This window comes from Pseudomonas sp. St29 (genome assembly GCF_001547915.1).
In the GTDB taxonomy this organism is placed as follows: domain Bacteria; phylum Pseudomonadota; class Gammaproteobacteria; order Pseudomonadales; family Pseudomonadaceae; genus Aquipseudomonas.
Window position 1 is genome coordinate 3453340 of sequence record NZ_AP014628.1, and the last position, 17877, is coordinate 3471216.

The 17877-nt window shown below is 65.2% G+C and carries 18 protein-coding genes; 10 read left to right on the plus strand and 8 right to left on the minus strand.

Going from position 1 to position 17877, the window contains the following annotated elements; genetic code table 11:
- Position 1: 1 nt before the first annotated feature.
- The 10 genes from arnC (at position 2) to PST29_RS15470 (ending at position 10786) form a co-directional block, all read left to right on the plus strand.
- Positions 2 to 1021 carry an undecaprenyl-phosphate 4-deoxy-4-formamido-L-arabinose transferase gene (gene arnC, locus PST29_RS15425; RefSeq protein WP_060839306.1) on the plus strand — a complete coding sequence of 340 codons (1020 nt, stop codon included), beginning with the start codon at positions 2 to 4 and terminating at the stop codon, positions 1019 to 1021.
- The gene (gene arnA / locus PST29_RS15430; protein WP_060843597.1) at positions 1018 to 3024 is read left to right on the plus strand and encodes a bifunctional UDP-4-amino-4-deoxy-L-arabinose formyltransferase/UDP-glucuronic acid oxidase ArnA; all 2007 of its coding nucleotides are present in this window, start codon (positions 1018 to 1020) and stop codon (positions 3022 to 3024) included. Before arnC ends, arnA begins: the two co-directional genes overlap by 4 nt.
- Positions 3024 to 3908, plus strand: coding sequence for a 4-deoxy-4-formamido-L-arabinose-phosphoundecaprenol deformylase (gene arnD / locus PST29_RS15435; protein WP_060839308.1), 885 nt, complete (start codon positions 3024 to 3026; stop codon positions 3906 to 3908). The genes arnA and arnD overlap by 1 nt, the downstream gene beginning before the upstream one ends.
- Positions 3905 to 5554, plus strand: a complete 1650-nt coding sequence (gene arnT, locus PST29_RS15440; protein ID WP_060843598.1) for a lipid IV(A) 4-amino-4-deoxy-L-arabinosyltransferase — start codon at positions 3905 to 3907, stop codon at positions 5552 to 5554. The genes arnD and arnT overlap by 4 nt, the downstream gene beginning before the upstream one ends.
- Positions 5551 to 5895 (plus strand): 4-amino-4-deoxy-L-arabinose-phosphoundecaprenol flippase subunit ArnE, encoded by a 345-nt coding sequence (gene arnE, locus PST29_RS15445; protein WP_060839310.1) that lies wholly within the window; start codon positions 5551 to 5553, stop codon positions 5893 to 5895. Before arnT ends, arnE begins: the two co-directional genes overlap by 4 nt.
- The gene (gene arnF / locus PST29_RS15450; protein ID WP_060839311.1) at positions 5892 to 6305 is read left to right on the plus strand and encodes a 4-amino-4-deoxy-L-arabinose-phosphoundecaprenol flippase subunit ArnF; all 414 of its coding nucleotides are present in this window, start codon (positions 5892 to 5894) and stop codon (positions 6303 to 6305) included. Before arnE ends, arnF begins: the two co-directional genes overlap by 4 nt.
- On the plus strand, positions 6302 to 7666 hold the full coding sequence (locus PST29_RS15455; protein WP_060839312.1) for a UDP-glucose dehydrogenase family protein: 1365 nt from the start codon (positions 6302 to 6304) through the stop codon (positions 7664 to 7666). Before arnF ends, PST29_RS15455 begins: the two co-directional genes overlap by 4 nt.
- Positions 7667 to 9292: an ArnT family glycosyltransferase gene (locus PST29_RS15460; protein ID WP_060843599.1), complete on the plus strand. Its 1626-nt coding sequence runs from the start codon at positions 7667 to 7669 to the stop codon at positions 9290 to 9292.
- Positions 9293 to 9333: 41 nt separating this feature from the next.
- On the plus strand, positions 9334 to 9849 hold the full coding sequence (locus tag PST29_RS15465; protein ID WP_060843600.1) for a GNAT family N-acetyltransferase: 516 nt from the start codon (positions 9334 to 9336) through the stop codon (positions 9847 to 9849).
- Positions 9850 to 10081: 232 nt separating this feature from the next.
- Positions 10082 to 10786, plus strand: coding sequence for an HPP family protein (locus PST29_RS15470; protein ID WP_060843601.1), 705 nt, complete (start codon positions 10082 to 10084; stop codon positions 10784 to 10786).
- Between the two features lie 45 nt (positions 10787 to 10831).
- Here PST29_RS15470 and PST29_RS15475 read toward each other — a convergent pair whose 3' ends face one another.
- The 8 genes from PST29_RS15475 to PST29_RS15510 all read right to left on the minus strand — a co-directional run bounded on the left by PST29_RS15475 (position 10832) and on the right by PST29_RS15510 (position 17629).
- On the minus strand, positions 10832 to 11695 hold the full coding sequence (locus PST29_RS15475; RefSeq protein ID WP_060839316.1) for a LysR family transcriptional regulator: 864 nt from the start codon (positions 11693 to 11695) through the stop codon (positions 10832 to 10834).
- Between the two features lie 59 nt (positions 11696 to 11754).
- Complete coding sequence (astA, locus tag PST29_RS15480; protein ID WP_060843602.1) at positions 11755 to 12789, minus strand: arginine N-succinyltransferase; 1035 nt, start codon at positions 12787 to 12789, stop codon at positions 11755 to 11757.
- A complete protein-coding gene (ctlX, locus tag PST29_RS15485) occupies positions 12786 to 13724 on the minus strand; it encodes a citrulline utilization hydrolase CtlX (protein WP_060839318.1) in 939 nt (312 codons plus the stop codon). The genes astA and ctlX overlap by 4 nt, the downstream gene beginning before the upstream one ends.
- Before the next feature lie 301 nt (positions 13725 to 14025).
- Complete coding sequence (locus PST29_RS15490; RefSeq protein ID WP_011061344.1) at positions 14026 to 14505, minus strand: Lrp/AsnC family transcriptional regulator; 480 nt, start codon at positions 14503 to 14505, stop codon at positions 14026 to 14028.
- A 12-nt stretch (positions 14506 to 14517) separates the two neighbouring features.
- Positions 14518 to 15279 (minus strand): ABC transporter ATP-binding protein, encoded by a 762-nt coding sequence (locus PST29_RS15495; RefSeq protein WP_060843603.1) that lies wholly within the window; start codon positions 15277 to 15279, stop codon positions 14518 to 14520.
- A 65-nt stretch (positions 15280 to 15344) separates the two neighbouring features.
- Entirely contained in the window at positions 15345 to 16055 is a 711-nt protein-coding gene (locus PST29_RS15500; protein WP_060839320.1) for an ABC transporter permease, read from the minus strand.
- Positions 16052 to 16777 (minus strand): ABC transporter permease, encoded by a 726-nt coding sequence (locus PST29_RS15505; protein WP_060843604.1) that lies wholly within the window; start codon positions 16775 to 16777, stop codon positions 16052 to 16054. Before PST29_RS15505 ends, PST29_RS15500 begins: the two co-directional genes overlap by 4 nt.
- A gap of 72 nt (positions 16778 to 16849) precedes the next feature.
- A complete protein-coding gene (locus PST29_RS15510) occupies positions 16850 to 17629 on the minus strand; it encodes a transporter substrate-binding domain-containing protein (protein WP_060843605.1) in 780 nt (259 codons plus the stop codon).
- Positions 17630 to 17877 lie beyond the last annotated feature (248 nt).

Below are 17877 nucleotides of genomic sequence, written 5' to 3' on the forward strand. Positions count from 1 at the left end.
TTTGAAACCTTACCCAATCCAGTTCGTGTCGATCGTGATTCCGGTCTACAACGAAGAACAGAGCCTGCCCGAGCTGCTGCGCCGCACCGAAGCGGCCTGCCGCCAACTCAAGCACGAGTTTGAAATCGTCCTGGTGGACGACGGCAGTCGCGACCAGTCGGCGAATATCCTGCAAGAGGCCGCCGAACGCGAAGGCAGCCCGGTGGTGGCGGTGATTCTCAACCGCAACTACGGCCAGCACGCGGCGATCATGGCCGGTTTCGAGCAATGCCGCGGCGACGTGGTCATCACCCTCGACGCCGACCTGCAGAACCCGCCGGAAGAGATTCCGCGCCTGGTGGCCCAGGCCGAGCTCGGCTACGACGTGGTCGGCACCGTGCGCAACAACCGCCAGGATTCGGCGTTCCGCCGCTGGCCGTCGAAACTGATCAACCTCGCCGTGCAACGCTCCACCGGCGTGGCCATGAGCGACTACGGCTGCATGCTGCGGGCCTATCGCCGGACCATCATCGACGCGATGCTGGCCTGCACCGAGCGCAGCACCTTCATCCCGATCCTGGCCAACAGCTTTGCCCGGCACACCACCGAGGTGCTGGTGGAGCACGCCGAGCGCGAGCACGGCGACTCCAAGTACAGCCCGATGCGCCTGATCAACCTGATGTTCGACTTGATCACCTGCATGACCACCACGCCGCTGCGGCTGCTGAGCATCATCGGCTTCGGCATGGCCGGGGTCGGCGCCCTGTTCGCCCTGATGCTGATTGTCCTGCGCCTGATCTTCGGCGCCACCTGGGCCGGCGATGGCACCTTCGTGCTGTTCGCGGTGCTGTTCGTGTTCACCGGTGGCCAGTTCATCGGCATGGGTCTTCTGGGTGAATACCTGGGACGCATGTACAGCGACGTGCGGGCCCGCCCGCGCTTCTTCATCGAAAAAGTCTTGCGCAGCCAGCCCGCGGCCCCGGCCCCCGCTGTGACTGTCGACGGTTTAACTTCCACTCATACAGATCAGGTTTCGCCATGAGCAATAAAGCTGTTGTCTTCGCCTACCACGATATTGGCTGTGCTGGCATCGAAGCCCTGCTCAACGCAGGTTACGAGATCGCTGCCGTGTTCACCCACGCCGACGATCCCAAGGAAAACACCTTCTACGGCTCGGTGGCCCAGCTCTGCGCCCGCAAAGGCATTGCCGTGCACGCCCCGGAAGATGCCAACCACCCGCTGTGGATCGAGCGCATCGCCAAGCTCAACCCCGACTACCTGTTCTCCTTCTATTACCGCAACCTGCTGAGCGAGCCGCTTTTGGCCACCGCCAGCAAGGGCGCGTTCAACCTGCACGGTTCCCTGCTGCCGCGCTACCGGGGTCGCGCACCGGCCAACTGGGTGCTGGTCAAGGGCGAAACCGAAACCGGCGTGACCCTGCACCGCATGGTCAAGCGCGCCGACGCCGGCGCCATCATTGCCCAGGAACGCGTGGCCATCGAGCGCAACGACACCGCCCTGACCCTGCACCACAAACTGCGTGACGCCGCCGCCAGCCTGCTGCGCGACACCCTGCCGGCACTGGCCCAGGGCAAGATCACCGAGACCGCCCAGGACGAGTCCAAGGCCAGCTACTACGGTCGTCGCACGGCCGCAGACGGCAAGATCGAGTGGAAGCGCCCTGCCGAAGAGCTGTTCAACCTGGTACGCGCGGTGACCCAACCGTACCCGGGCGCCTTCTGCGCCGTTGGCGAGCACAAGCTGATCGTCTGGAGCGCCGAAGTGGTCAAGGGCAATGAGGGCCAGGCCCCGGGCCGGGTCATCAGCGTCGACCCGCTGCGCATCGCCTGTGGCGAAGACTCGCTGGTGATCACCTCCGGCCAGCGCAACGCCAACGGCCTGTACCTGGGTGGCCCGCAACTGGCCAATGAGCTGGGCCTGGTGGACGGTTCCCTGCTGCGCGGTGCCGAATCCGGCCGCAAGCCACGCCGCACCCGCGTGCTGATCCTGGGCGTCAACGGCTTTATCGGCAACCACCTGTCCGAGCGCCTGCTGCGTGACGACAAGTACGACGTCTACGGCCTGGACATCGGCTCCGACGCCATCGAGCGCCTGCGCAGCCATCCGAACTTCCACTTCGTCGAAGGCGATATCAGCATCCACTCCGAGTGGATCGAATATCACATCAAGAAGTGCGACGTGGTCCTGCCGCTGGTGGCCATCGCCACGCCGATCGAATACACCCGCAACCCGCTGCGCGTGTTCGAACTGGACTTCGAAGAGAACCTGAAACTGGTTCGCTACTGCGTCAAGTACAACAAGCGCGTGATCTTCCCGTCGACCTCGGAAGTCTATGGCATGTGCCAGGACAAGAACTTCGACGAAGACAGCTCCAACCTGATCGTCGGCCCGATCAACAAGCAACGCTGGATCTACTCGGTGTCCAAGCAGCTGCTGGACCGGGTGATCTGGGCCTACGGCGCCAAGGGCCTGAACTTCACCCTGTTCCGTCCGTTCAACTGGATGGGCCCGCGCCTGGACCGCCTGGACTCGGCCCGTATCGGCAGCTCCCGCGCCATCACCCAGCTGATCCTCAACCTGGTGGAAGGCACGCCGATCCGTCTGTTCGACGGTGGCGAGCAGAAGCGCTGCTTCACTGACATCGCCGACGGCATCGAAGCCCTGGCACGCATCGTCGACAACGAAAACGACTGCTGCAACGGCCAGATCATCAACATCGGCAACCCGGACAACGAAGCCAGCATCCGCCAGCTGGGCGAAGAACTGCTGCGTCAGTTCGAAGCCCACCCGCTGCGTGGCAACTTCCCGCCGTTCGCCGGTTTCCGCGACGTCGAAAGCAAGGCCTTCTACGGCGCTGGCTACCAGGACGTGGAGCACCGCAAGCCCAGCATCGAAAACGCCAAGCGCCTGCTGAACTGGGAGCCGACCGTGGAGATGAGCGAAACCATCGGCAACACTCTGGACTTCTTCCTGCGTGAAGCCATGCTGGAAATCGCCGACCGTTCGAAAGAAGAAGCTCGCTGATGCAGGCAGGTCTGCGCATTGATGTCGATACCTACCGCGGCACCCGGGAGGGGGTGCCACGGCTGCTCGAATCGCTGGACGAAGCCGGGGTCAAGGCCACCTTCTTCTTCAGCGTCGGGCCGGACAACATGGGGCGCCACCTGTGGCGCCTGATCCGTCCGCAGTTCCTCTGGAAAATGCTGCGGTCCAATGCCGCGGGCCTGTACGGCTGGGACATTCTCCTGGCCGGCACTGCCTGGCCGGGTAAACCCATTGGCCGGGACCTGGGGCACTTGATGCGCCAGACCCTGGCCGCCGGCCACGAAGTCGGCCTGCACGCCTGGGATCACCACGGCTGGCAGGCCAACACCGGGCGCTGGAGCGACGCGCAGCTGATCGAACAGATCCGCCGTGGCGTCGACAGCCTCAACGATATTCTCGGGCAAGCGGTGAGCTGCTCGGCGTCCGCCGGTTGGCGCGCCGATGAACGCGTCATCGAAGCCAAGCAACAATTCGGCTTTCGCTACAACAGCGATTGCCGCGGCCAGAGCCTGTTCCAGCCACGCCTGGCGGACGGCAGCCTGGGCGCCCCACAGATTCCGGTGGACCTGCCGACCTTCGACGAAGTGGTCGGGCCGGTGGTGGCTGCCAAGGATTTCAACCGCTACATCCTCGACCGGTTCAGCCCGGACAAGCTCAACGTCTACACCGTGCATGCCGAAGTAGAAGGGATTCTCATGGCCAACGATTTCCGCCAACTGCTGGCCAGTGCCAAGCAGCGCGACATCCACTTCCAGCCCTTGGGCGACATGCTCCCGGCGGACCTTTCCAGCCTGCCCGCGGGCAAGGTCGTGCGCGGCACGCTGGAAGGCCGCGAAGGCTGGCTGGGAGTACAAAGCGCATGATCAGACGTTGGGCCCTGCCGCTGCTGTTGATCGCTTTCGGTCTGTTCTACCTGTTGCCCATGGCCACCCACGGCCTGTGGATTCCCGATGAAACCCGCTACGCGCAGATCAGCCAGGAAATGCTCCTGACCGGCAAATGGGCGTCGCCGCATTTCATGGGCATTCGCTATTTCGAAAAACCGGTGGCCGGCTACTGGATGATCGCCATCGGCCAGGCGCTGTTTGGCGACAACCTGTTCGGCGTGCGCGTGGCCTCGGCCCTGAGCACCGGCCTCAGCGTGGTCCTGGCCTATCTGCTGGCCCGGCGCCTGTGGAACGATCCGCGCAAGAGCCTGGCCAGCGCCCTGCTCTACATGAGCTTTACCGTGGTCGCGCTGCAGGCCGGCTACGCCAACCTCGATCCGCAGTTCACCTTCTGGGTCAACCTGAGCCTGGTGGCGCTGTGGTTCACCTTCGACTGCCGCAGCGTGCGCGGCCAGATCAGCGCCTGGGTGGTACTGGGCCTGGCCTGCGGCATGGGCTTCATGACCAAGGGCTTTCTCGCCTGGCTGCTGCCGGTGCTGGTGGCCCTGCCCTACGCGCTGTGGCAGAAGCGCCTGCGCTCGCTGCTGATCTATGGCGGCCTCGGCGTGCTGGTGGCGATTCTCATCAGCCTGCCCTGGGCCCTGAGGGTGCATGCCCAGGAACCGGACTACTGGCGCTTCTTCTTCTGGCACGAGCACATCCGGCGCTTTGCCGGCGAAGACGCCCAGCACGCTTCACCCTGGTGGTATTACCTGCCGTTGCTGGTGGGCTTCAGCGTGCCTTGGGTGTTGCTGCTGCCGGCCAGCCTGAAGCAGGCCTGGGAACAACGGCGCCTGAACAGCAGCGGCTTCCTGCTGCTGTGGCTGGTGCTGCCCCTGGCGTTCTTCAGCCTGAGCAAGGGCAAGCTGCCGGCCTACATCCTGCCGTGCCTGCTGCCCCTGGCCTTGCTGATGGGCCACACCCTGGTGGACCGCCTGGCCGCCGGCAAGACCCGGCTGCTGGCATTCAACGGCGTGCTCAACCTGGTGGCCGGTCTGCTGGGGCTGCTGGCCCTGGTGTATTTCCAGATGAAGAAACCGGTGTATGTGGACGAGCCGCAACACCTGGTGCTGGTCTATGTCCTGCTGCTGGGCTGGATCCTCAGCAACCTGCTGCAGGCCATGCGTCCACTGAGCCTGTGGGCCGCACCGGCCCTGGGCAGCTTCCTGCTGGTGGCGCTGGCCCCGGCGGCGCTGCCCAATTCGGTGGTCTACAACAAGATTCCCGACCAGTTCATCATCGATCACGTGGCCGAACTGGGTCAGGCCAAGGCCCTGCTGAGCAACGACCTGGGCGCGGCCTCGGCGCTGGCCTGGCGCCTGGGTCGCCCTGACGTGACCCTGTACAACACCGAAGGCGAAGTGAAGTACGGCCTGGGCTACGAAGACAGCGCCGCGCGCAAGGTCGACCTGAACCAGGTCCAGCCGTGGATCGAGCAAGCCCGCAAGCAGGGCTCGATCGGCGTGGTGATGCGGGTCAAGAGCAGCGACGAGGCGCATGAAGTCGAACTGCTGCCCAAGGACGCCAAGCGCTACGAGCAAGGCAATATCGTGATCTTCATCATTCCCCAGAGCCAGCCATGAGCCTGTTGCTGCTACTCCTGGCCTGCGGGCTGACCTGCCTGGGCCAGGTGGCACAGAAGTTCGCCGTGGAAAGCTGGCGCGACCAGCCCTCCGGCGCCCTGCACAAACTGCGCTCGGGCTGGCTGTGGCTGGCCCTGTTCAGCCTCGGCCTGGGCCTGCTGGTGTGGCTGCTGGTGCTGCAGCGCATGGAAGTCGGCGTGGCCTACCCGATGCTCAGCCTGAATTTCGTGTTCATTACCCTGATCGCCCGTTTCGTCTTTCATGAGCCCATCGACCGTCGCCACTGGCTCGGCGTGGCCCTGGTGATTGGCGGCGTGCTGCTGTTGAGTCGCCACGCATGAGCCGCGCCAAGGGATTTGCCTTCGCCCTGGGCAGCGTGGCCCTGGTCAGCGGCGCCCAGCTGGGCATGCGCTGGAGCATGACCCGCCTGCCCGCCCCGGATCAGTGGCTGTCGGCTTTGAGCGCCGGCAACGTCGATCTGGCCGCCCTGGCAGTCGTGATCGCGGCCATCGGCGCCTACGCGCTGTCGATGCTCTGCTGGCTTTTGGCGCTGCGCGACCTGCCGCTGGGCCGGGCCTATTCGCTGCTCAGCATCAGCTACGCGCTGGTCTACCTGCTGGCCGCCAGCCTGCCGCTGTTCAACGAACCGTTCACGCTATCCAAAAGCCTCGGGGTGGCCTTGGTCATCCTCGGGGTCATCACCATCAACTCTCGATCTGCACCCGCGACAAGTCCCAGGAATACCCCATGAAAATCAGTGTATTTGGAAGTGGTTACGTCGGTCTTGTACAAGCCGCCGTGTTGGCTGAAGTCGGCCATGATGTCATCTGCATGGACATCGACGAGCAAAAGGTCAAGCAGCTACAACAGGGACACGTGAGCATCTTCGAGCCCGGGCTGGCCAGCCTGGTCAAGGAAAACCTCGAAGCCAAGCGCCTGCACTTCACCAGCGACGAGAAACTCGCGGTGCAACACGGCCAGGTGCTGTTCATCGCCGTGGGCACGCCGTCCAGCGAAGACGGCTCGGCGGACCTGCGCTATGTGCTGTCGGTGGGCGATGCGGTAGCACGCCACCGTGAGCAACCGGTGATCCTGGTGGAAAAATCCACCGTACCGGTGGGCACGGGCGACACCTTGAAGGCGCACATCGAAAAGGTCCTCAATGGCCGCCCGCTGCAGTTCGATATCGTCTCCAACCCGGAATTCCTCAAGGAAGGCTCGGCGGTGACCGACTGCCGCCGTCCGGACCGGATCATCATCGGCTGCGAGCGCGAGGAAGTGCGCGACGTGATGCGCGACCTGTACGCACCGTTCAACCGCAACCATGACCGCATCATGTTCATGGACCTGCGCAGCGCCGAGCTGACCAAGTACGCCGCCAACTGCATGCTGGCGACCAAGATCAGCTTCATCAACCAGATCGCCGAGCTGGCCGAGCACCTGGGCGCCGACATCGAATCGGTCCGCCTGGGGATCGGTGCCGATACCCGCATCGGCTACCACTTCATCTACCCGGGCTGCGGCTACGGCGGCTCGTGCTTCCCCAAGGACATGCGCGCCCTGATCCACAGTGCCCAGGAAGCCCATTGCTCCAGCGACCTGCTGCAAGCGGTGGAAGCCATCAACGAACGCCAGAAGCACAAGCTGTTCGAGCGCATCAAGGCGTTCTACAAAGGCGACCTGAAAGGCAAGACCTTCGCCCTCTGGGGCCTGGCGTTCAAACCCAACACCGACGACATGCGCGACGCCCCGAGCCGGGTGCTGCTGGACGCGCTGTTCGCCGCCGGCGCGCAAGTCCGAGCCTACGACCCGGAAGCGATGCAGGAAACCCAGCGTCTGTACCCGGACGAATCGCGCCTGATGCTCATGGGCACGCCGGAATCGGTACTCACCGGCGCCGACGCCCTGATCATCTGCACCGAGTGGCAGCAGTTCAAGGCTCCGGATTTCGACCTGATCCAACAGCGCCTCAAGGCGCCGGTGATCTTCGACGGCCGCAACCTGTACGACGCCGAACGCCTGGCGCGCAATGGCTTCACCTACTTCCCGATCGGCCGCGGTGAATCGCGCAACCTGCCGATTCCTCATCAGCAGTGGTCCACCGAGGCTTGAATGAACCCGCACTCCAGCTCCCCTTCGAACACACTTCTCTGGCAATCGTTGGGGCTGGGGCTGCTGGCCTTGCTGCTGTTCTGCGCCGGCGCCGGTCATGATTCGGCCATCGGCTTCGATTCGCGCTTCGTGCTGTTCGCCAAGGAAATGCTGCGCCATGGGCCGGGGTTCTTCCCCACCACCTATGGCCAGCCCTATGCGGACTACTCCAGTGCCTCGACCCTGCTGGTCTGGCTGTTCTCGCTGCCTGCGGGGCAGGTCAGCAGCCTGAGTGCCTGGCTGCCGACGGCCATCGCCTCGGCCGTGATCGTCAGTCTGATCTATCGCCTGTTGGCGCCCTATTCCCGGACCTGGGCCCTGCTCAGCGTCGCCCTGCTGTTGCTCAGCAACACCTTTATCAGCGAAACCCGCGCCGTGTCCCTGGACCAGATGCTCGCCGCGGTGTCCCTGGCGGTGTTCTACCTGGGCTATGCCCATGACCACTTCGGCGCCCGCCGGCACCTGGGCTGGATCTTCCTGCTGCTGGTGCTGGGCTTTGCCATTCGCGGGCCCATCGGCCTGGTGATCCCCACCGGCATGCTGTGCAGCTACTACCTGCTCAATGGCCAGTGGCGGCGGCTGTTCGGCGTCGGTTTCAGCGCGCTGTTGCTGCTGGTGGCCTGCGTCGGCCTGCTGCTGTGGCTGGCCAAGCTCAGCGGTGGCCAGGCTTTTGTCGACGATGTGATCCGCATGCAATTCATGGGACGCATGGACGGCAGCGAAGGCTCCAGCGACGTTTTCTATTACTTCACCAGCTCGCTGGGCAACTACGCCCTGGCCTACCCCTTGGCGATCCTGGCGTGGATCGCGGTGCTGTTCAGTCGCCCCGCGGAGCAGGGACCGGCCCTGAAACTGCTGCGCCTGTGCACCGCTGCCGGACTGATCGTGATGATCGGCCTGTCGATTCCCCAGGCGAAAAAGGCCCGCTACCTGCTGCCGATGCTGCCCATGGCGGCGATCATTGCGGCTTATCCGTTCCAGGCCAGCCACGGCCGGCTGATGGCCTGGCTGCGCGCAGCGATCCAGGGCATCTGGCTGCTGCTGCCCGGGCTGCTGATCGTCGGCCTGCTGGTGCTGCGGCGCAAATTCCCCGAGCAGCTCGACTCGCTGACGCCGATGCTGCTGATCCTCGGCCTGTTGCAGGCGCTGTCCCTGGGGCTGCTGTGCCGGCGCCAGTGGCGCGCCGTGGGCCTGGCCTACAGCGCGGTGCTGGCGGTCTGGGCCTGCTACGTCGGGGTCTTCGAGCCGGTGGAGCACCGTCTCTATGACACTCGCGCCTTCAGCCACGGCGCCATGCAACTGATCGAGGCCGACCCGGCACCGGTGGTCCTGCACCGCATGGGCAAGGACGCCAAGGCGATCAAGTTCATGGTCAACCTGGACCGGGACCTGCAGCCGCAGTTCACCGAGACCCCCGACGCCCTGGCCCAGGTCCCCGGCCCGGCCTGGGTGATCCTGGACCAGAGCGACCTGGCCAGCCTGCAGGGCACGCCCCTGGCCGGACTGACGCCGGCCCTGAGCGGGCGTTTCGACAAGAACGACTTCGTCCTGCTGCACCTGCCCAAGCGCGGCGCCACGCAACCCTGAAAGCGTTGCGCGGCCCCCAGCGGCTCCCTACACTCGCGCCCATGACCATTCAGATCCGCCGGGCGCGGGTGGCCGACGCCGCCTTCCTGCCCGCCATTGAAACCTCGGCTGCCGAACTCTTTCGCCGTGATCCGCAACTGGCCTGGCTGGCCGACGCCGAGGTCGCCGATGCCCAGAGCCAGCGAGACAACATCCGCCAGCACCCGGTGTGGGTCGCGGTGACCGCCGACGGCACCCGCTGCGCCTTTCTCAACGCCCAGATCTGCGACCACGAGCTGCATGTGTGGGAAATCTCCGTTGCCACTGGCCACCAGGGCCAGGGCATTGGCAAGCGCCTGTTGCAGGCGGCCCGGGAGTTCGCCCTGGAACGGCAGCTCACGGCCCTGACCCTGAGCACCTTCCGCGAACTGGCCTGGAACGAGCCTTTCTATCAGCGCCAGGGCTTTGTCACCCTGCAGCCGGCCCAACTGAGCCCGCGCCTGCGCCAGGTCCTGGCCGATGAAGCGCAGCACGGCCTGCCTGCGGAACGCCGCTGCGCCATGCGCCTGACCCTGTAGAAGCCTGGCGGCCTATCCGGCCGCAAAAGCCGCTCGTGGCAGCCGGCTGCTTATCGGCGTCAAACAGCAAAATAAATGCACTAAACCAGCATTATTATGAATTTGTCAGTTGCATGAAGGCTCGGCACACTGTGCCCGTTCCTCCCCCAAATGTTGGAACGTTCAAGGGCTTTCTGGTGATCCAGACAAGCCCTTCTTTTTGCCCGCCGTTTAGTCATGGACCCCATTGCCGATGCTTGCCCGCTGGAAACCCGCCGCCATCAATACCCGCCCCCTGGAATGGAGCCGCGCCGCCATCGGCATGGCCCTGGGCACCCTGTTCAGTGTCTGGCTCTGCGCCCAGGTATTCGGCATGCCGGTGGCGCTGCACCTGATCGGTCCGCTGGGAGCCTCGGCGGTGCTGCTGTTTGCCGTGTCGTCCGGAGCCCTGGCCCAGCCCTGGTCGATCCTGGGCGGTTACCTGTGCGCCGGGGTCGTGGCCTTGCTGGTCGCCCATGTGCTGGGGCGCAGCCTGGGCAGCGCCTGCCTGGCAGCGGGCATGGCCCTGGTGCTGATGTGCTGGTTGCGTTGCCTGCATCCGCCGGCCGGCGCCCTGGCCCTGACCCTGGTCCTGGCCGATCCGGCCAGCGTGGCGCTGGACTGGCGCGAGCTGGGCCCGGTGATGCTGGCGGCGGCCAGTCTCCTGGCCAGTGCCCTGGTCTACAACAACCTGACGCGGATTCGCTACCCCAAGGCCCCGAGCGATGCCCCGGTCATCCTGCCGTCGGCGACCCCGAGCGACAGCCTGGCGATCACCGCCGAAGACCTGAAGCAGGCCCTGACCGAGATGGAGGAGTTTTTCGATGTCACCCCCGAAGACCTCGAACAGCTGATCCATGCCAGCCAAGTCCACGCCCGCCGCCGCAGCATCGGCCAAGTTCTTTCGGCGCGCCGCTAAGCCCCCGATTCCTGTGCGCAGGTGCCTGCCAGTGGCGGACGGGGCTCAGATCATCGGCGACCAGCGCTGGGACCAGTCGTGGTCTTGTTCGATCACCTCGCGCAACACCGCAAAAGCCTGCTGCAGCTGCGCCGAGTCACGCTCCCGGGCATACAGCAGGTAGGTGGGAAAGTTGAATTCCGGGGCCTTTTCCACCCGTTCCAGCACGCCGCTGTCCAGGTAGCTCTGCACCACCCGGGTACGAAAATATCCGCTGCCGCCAGCGTCGAGGATGAACTGCAGGGCCAGTGGCCCCAGGTTGAAGCCCACCGCGGCCCTGGCCTGCTCCGGCAAGGCGGCGTCATGCTGGCGACGGAAGTCCTCGCCCCAATCGATGTAGACATAGGGCTCCGGCCGCCCCGCCAGGCGCACCTGGATCAGCTTTTCCTCGAGCAATTGCTCCACCTGCAAGCCCGGGGAATACAGCGGCTGGAACACCAGCGCCGCATCCAGCACCCCCAGCTCCAGTTGTCTCTGCAAGCTGGCGCCTTCGGCGATCTGGGTGCGCACTGCGTGGTTGGGCAGCGCCTGGCGCAGGCGTCGCACCCAGCTGAGCATCAGCGGGTTGCACAGGCTCGGCTCACCGCCGATGTGCAACACGTTGTGGTAACCGTCGAGTAGCGGCAGGTCGCGCTGGGCCGCCTCCCAGGTCTGCACCAGCTGGTTGGCGTAGGCGATGAAGGCCTCGCCGTCGGCGGTGGGCCGGGCCCCGGCGCGGTTGCGCACCAGCAGTTTGCAGTTGAGCTGGCCTTCCAGGTTCTGCACCCGGGCGCTGATGGCGGTCTGGGTCAGGTGCAGGCGCTCGGCAGCGGCGATCAGGCTGCCGCTGCGGACGATTTCCAGGAAGGTGCGCGCCAGATCGATGTCCATGGTGCCTCGCCGGCAAAAAATTCGAGCGCCATTGTAGCGGCGCTCGCCATACCGCGCTGCTAGGCCGCGGACATTTGCCGAGCCGGCACCGCCAGGCTCACCGCCCGCACCGAAGCCCCGGCACTCAGCCCCAGGGCCTTGGCGCTCTCGGCGCTGACAATCAGGGCGCCGGCCGCCACCCGCGCCGGCGCGGCGCTGATCCGGCAGTCGGCGAACTGGCGGTTGTGAATCAGGTAGGGCTCGGCCTGTTCCCCCGGCGTGCCGATGCACAGCTGCAGCACCTGGCTGTCGCGTACCGCGCGGATCTCGTCGGTGGCGCATTCGATCAAGGGCCCGCCATCGAAGATGTCGATGTAGTCCTTGAAGGCAAAGCCTTCGGCCTTGAGCATGCCCAGGGCCGGCTCGGTATTGGGGTGCACGCGGCCGATCGCCGCCCGCGCCGCTTCCGGCAACAGGCAGGTGGGCAGCGGGAACTTGGGCATCAACTCGGCGATGAAGGTCTTGTTGCCCAGGCCGGTGAGGTGGTCGGCCTCGGCGAAATTCATCTTGAAGAAGTGCCGGCCCAGCCCCTCCCAGAACGGCGACACGCCCTGCTCGTCGGAATAGCCGCGCATCTCGGCGATCACCTTGTCGCCAAAGTGCTGGCGAAACTCGGCCAGGAACAACAAGCGCGCCTTGGACAGCAGGCGGCCGTTGAAGCCCTGGCGATGATCGGCATGCAGGAACAGTGAGCACAGCTCCGACTGGCCGGTCATGTCGTTGCCCAGGAACAGGGTCGGCAACTGCTGGTTGATGCCGAGGTTCTTCGAGGCGGCGACCAACAGCCCCAGGCGATAGTTGTACCAGGGCTCGCGCAGGCCCACGGCCCCGGCCAGGGCGCAGATGCCGACCACTTCGCCCTGCCCGCTCTGCAGCACGAACAGGTAGTCGGCGTCGGCCCGGGAGGCCTGCCCGGCGAAGGTCCGCTCGGCCCATTGCAGGCGCGAGCGCAAGCGCCCGGCGTCGGCCGGCAAGGTGGTCAGGCCGGCACCGGCGCTGTGGGCCAGGGCCAGCAGGGCCGGCAGGTCGGCTGGGGTGGCGGGACGGACGATCATCGCGAGTGCTCCAGTTGAGGTTGACGTTCAGGCAGGTAGATTTCCGCCAGCATGCAGCGGGCGCTGCCGCCGCCGATGCGTTCGATGGTGTCGATGTTCACCGGCAGGGGCTGCACATGGCGCTCGATCAACCGGCGTTGCTCGGCGTCCAGGGAGCGCCAGGCACTGCGGGACATCACCAGCAGCGGCTCGCCGGCACTGTTGTGCACTTCGAGCATATTGCCAGCGAAGGACTCCAGCTGGGCCCAGGTCAAGGGCAGCAGCTGCTTGCCACTGCCTTCCAGGCGCTGGCGCAAGGCGGCGCGCTCGCCGCCGTCGTCCAGGGCCAGCAGGCAGGCCAGCGCCAGCCGGCTGCCGACGCTCATCATCACGTTGGTGTGGTAGATCGGCACGCCGTGGCGGTCCCGGGCGTGGAAGGCACAGAGCTCGTAGCCCAGTTGTTCCCCCCATTGCACCAGGGCCTGGTGATGGGTACGGCTCGAATAGCCGGCGTAGCAGATCCGCTGCTGGCGATCCAGGACCATGCTGCCGGTGCCTTCGAGGAACAGCTCCTGCCGCTCCAGAGGCGTCAGGTCGAGGGTGCGGGCCACCTCATACTGCTCGTGCAGGTGGGCCAGCACGCCCTTGAAGCGTTCCAGGCGGCGGTTGCGGCCCTGCATCGGGTACAGCACCAGCGTGCCGTCGGGGTGGCTGCTCCAGCAGTTGTTGGGAAAGATCGAATCCGGGGTGTGAGGCGCGGCGCCGTCCTCATGCACCAGTACCCTGACCCCCTGCTCGCGCAAGGCCGCGACATAACCGTCGAATTCCTCCAGGGCCTTGGCCTGGACGTCCTCGGCGACCCCGGCCGGACGTTGAAAACGGTTGTTGCCGGCGGTGTCCTGATTGAAGGAGAAGCGCGTCGGGCGAATCATCAAAACGCTGTGAGTGGTCTGCATGGGGCACGCAATCAATGAGTTTTCAGAGGACCTCATTGTGATTTTTTGCAGGGACAAAACCCGGCTGATCGGCGGGTTTGCACAGCAGGAAATGGCTGAAAGCACGGGCGGCTCCAGCCGATTTCGCGCCCCGGAACACATCGACCTGCTCCGTCTTGCGGACCTGTTCGCCGACAAGGTTCGTGGATGTCACGACAGACGCGTAGGAGCTGGCTCGCCAGCGAAGGCGATCTTGTCGACGCGGCCAGGCTTGCAGGCCTATTCGCCGGCAAGCCGGCTCCTACGCAGGGCGATGACGGGGTTATTCCATGCCGGTCTTGACCATGGCCAGCTCGGGGTGGCTGACCAGTTTGTCGATGTGCAGGTCCGGGTCGTCGAACCAGACTTCGGTCAGCACCCGGTAGTGCTCCATGTCGCGGCAGCGCATGCGCAGGCTGTAGTCGAAGGCGCCGCTGATCAGGCGGCACTCCAGGACCTGGGGACAGGCACGGACCTTGGCTTCGAAGGCTTTCTGCGCCGCGCGCCCGCTCTGGTTGGACAGCGCCACCAGCACCAGCAGCGACAGGCCCGGGGTGAGTTTTTTTTCATCGAGGATCGCCCCGTAGCCACGGATGACCCCGAGCTGCTCCAGCTTGCGTACCCGCTCCAGGCACGGCCTGGGGGTCAGGTGCACGCGCTCGGAGAGTTTCTGGTAGGTGATGCGCCCTTCGTGGCGCAAAACCTCGATGATCGCCTGGTCGATTCGATCAAGCACGATCGACAAGTCGCGGATGTCCGCCATGGATGCCTTCCCTCACTTCAAACGGCCGGATAGAAACTGCTGCAAACGTTCACTTTGCGTCTGGTCGAGGATGCTCGCGCCACCCTGCTCCTCGACCCGCCCTTGATGCAAGAACATCACCTGACTCGACACCTGCCGGGCAAAGCCCATTTCGTGGGTGACCATGAGCATGGTCCGCCCCTCTTCCGCCAGCGCCTGGATCACCTTGAGCACCTCCCCCACCAGCTCCGGATCCAGGGCCGAGGTCGGTTCGTCGAACAGCAGGATCTGCGGTTCCACCGCCAGGGCCCGGGCAATCGCCACCCGCTGCTGCTGGCCACCGGAAAGAAACGCCGGGTACTGCTCGGCCACGCGTTGTGGCAGGCCGACCTTGTCCAGGTAGGCCCGGGCACTGGCCTCGGCCGCCTTGCGGCTGCTGCCCAGCACCTGACAGGGCGCGAGCATGATGTTGTCCAGCACGCTCAGGTGGCTCCACAGGTTGAAGTGCTGGAACACCATGGCCAGGCGCGTGCGCAGGCGCTGCAACTGGGCCGGGCTGGCCACCTGCATGCCGCCGGGGGCATCCCGGGTGAGGATGGCCTCGCCATCCAGGACGAAGGTTCCAGCGTCGGCCCGTTCGAGGAAATTGATACAGCGCAGCAAGGTGCTCTTACCCGAGCCGCTGGCACCGATCATGCTCACCACGTCACCGGCCCGGGCATTCAACGAGACGCCCTTGAGCACTTCGTTGTCACCAAAACGCTTGTAGAGATTTTCAACGCTCAACTTGTACATCAAACACTCCTGGAGCGCCGTGGCGGACGACGACGCTCTGGACAGATAAATGGGAAGGCAGGCACTCAATGGGCCGGGCCGAGAAAGCTCAGCCAGCGCCGCTCCGCCAGGCGGAAGGCCGCCACCAGGCCGAAGGACAGCCCCAGGTACAGAAGACCGGCGAGGCCGAACGCCTGGAAGGTCAGGAAGGTCGCCGCATTGGCGTCCCGGGCCACCTTGAGGATGTCCGGGATGGTGGCGGTGAAGGCCACCGAGGTCGCGTGCAGCATCAGGATCACTTCGTTGCTGTAGTACGGCAGTGCCCGGCGCAGCGCCGAGGGCAGGATCAGCCGCCGGTACAGGCGCCAGCCACTGAGGCCATAGGCGTGGGCCGCCTCGATCTCGCCATAGGGAATGCTGCGGATGGCGCCGGCGAAGATCTCCACGGTGTAGGCACAGGTGTTGAGGGTGAAGGCCAGCAAGGTGCAGTTCATGGCATCGCGGAAGAAGGCTTCCAGCAATGGTTGCTGGCGAATCGCGGCGATCCCGTACAGCCCGCTGTAGCAGATCAGCAGCTGGATATACAAAGGCGTGCCGCGAAACACGTAGGTGAACAGCTGCACCGGCCAGCGCAACAGGGCCCAGTGGGAGGCGCGCATGATCGCCAGGGGCAGCGACAGGACAAAACCCATGGCCAGGCTGGCCACCAGCAGCCACAGGGTCATGGCCAGGCCGGTCAGGCTCTCGCCGTCACTGAACAGAAAGGGACGCCAGTATTCCTGGATCAGCTCGATCATCGCGACAGCCCTCGCACGCCTTGGTTGTAGCGCCGTTCCAGCAGGCGCAGCAGCTGGTTCGAGGCGCTGGTGATCAGCAGGTACAGGGCCGCCGCCAGGAGCAGGAAGTCCAGCATGTTGAAGGTGCTCTTGCCGGCCTCCTGGGCCACCTTGACCAGATCCGAAAGACCGATGATCGACACCAGGGCCGTGGCCTTGAGCAGCACCAGCCAGTTGTTGCCCAGGCTGGGCAAGGCGTAGCGCATCATTTGCGGGAACACCACGAAACGAAAGCGCTGCCAGCGACCGAGGCCGAAGGCCGCCGCCGCTTCCTGCTGGCCCCGGGGCACGCTAAGCATCGCCCCGCGAAAGGTTTCGGTGAAATAGGCGCCATAGATGAAGCCCAGGGTGATGATCCCGGCCACGAAGGGGTCGATTTCCATGTAGGGCCAGTCCAGCAGCTCGGTCAGGGCCGTGAGCCAGCCTTGCAGGCTGTAGAAGATCAGCAGCATCAGCACCAGGTCCGGCACCCCGCGAATCAGGGTGGTGTAGCAGGTCGCCGGCAGGTTCAGCAGGCGCAGGGGCGAGAGCTTGGCAGCCGCGCCCAAAAGGCCCAGGGCAATGCTCACCAGCAGCGCCAGGGCCGAGAGTTTCAGGGTCACCCAGGTGCCGTGCAGCAACAGCGGGCCATAGCCTTGCAGGACCGTCAGGTCGAGGCCGAAGAGAGTCGTCGAGGTATTCACGCCAATCACCTTGCAGACGCCGCGGCCGGCCCCGGGACGGATCGCGTCTGTCCCGGGGCCGGCCAGGGGCGATCAGTTGTTGTAGAGGTCGAGGTCGCCGAAGTACTTGCGCTGGATCTGGGCGTAGATGCCCTTCTCATGCAGGGCCTTGATGGCGCCATTGAGCATGGCCTTGAGTTCGTCCTGGTCCTTGCGCAGGCCGATGGCGATCTCCGCCGGTACTAGCGGGTCGCTGATCCCGGCGCTGTTCTCGAAATCGGCGCCCTGGGGCGAGGCCAGGAAGCTCATCTGCGCCTGCAGCTTGTCCTGGATCGAGGCATCCAGGCGGCCGTAGACCAGGTCGGCGTAGACCTGGTCCTGGTTCTGGTAGGCCCGCAGCTTGACCCCCGCCGGGCCCAGCTTGGCCTTGGCGTAGGTTTCCTGGATGGTGCCCTGCATGTAGCCCAGGGTCTTGCCCTTGAGGGATTCGCCGGTGGGCTCAAGACCCGAGCCCTTGCGGGTGACGATGGCGGTCGGCCCGGCATACAGCCGGTCGCTGAAGTCGATCTGCTTGCGCCGCGCATCGGTGACGGTCATCGACGATTCGATGGCGTCGAACTTGCCGGCCTTGAGCGCCGGGATCAGGCCGTCGAAGTCGTTGCTGATCCACACGCACTTGAGCTTGAGTTCGGCGCAGATGGCGTTGCCCAGGTCGACGCCGAAGCCTTGTACGCCGCCGTCGGCGGTGCTGGATTCAAAGGGCGGATAGCTTGGATTGACACCAAAGCGCAGTTCCTTCCATTCCTTGGCGTTGGCGCCCATGGAAACGCACGCGATTGCCAGAAGCGGCACGGCCAGCCATTTTTTAGTCATCTTCAGAGTCCCGGATTATTTGGATTTATAGCGGTCCGGCGCTGGCGTCGGACCCCACTTGTGACAGGGGCAGAGAGTGGGTGCGGGGTTACCGCAGTCGAGTTCTTGTTGTGAGTGGGCAGGCCCGGCGGTCAATGCCCGAGCTACCTCCGGTTGCCGCGGTCTACGCTGCAACGGAGCGCCAGAATGCCAACAGCCAAAGCCTCCCTGGTGTCGTAAGGGGCGCCTGAAACAGCCTGGATCGGCTG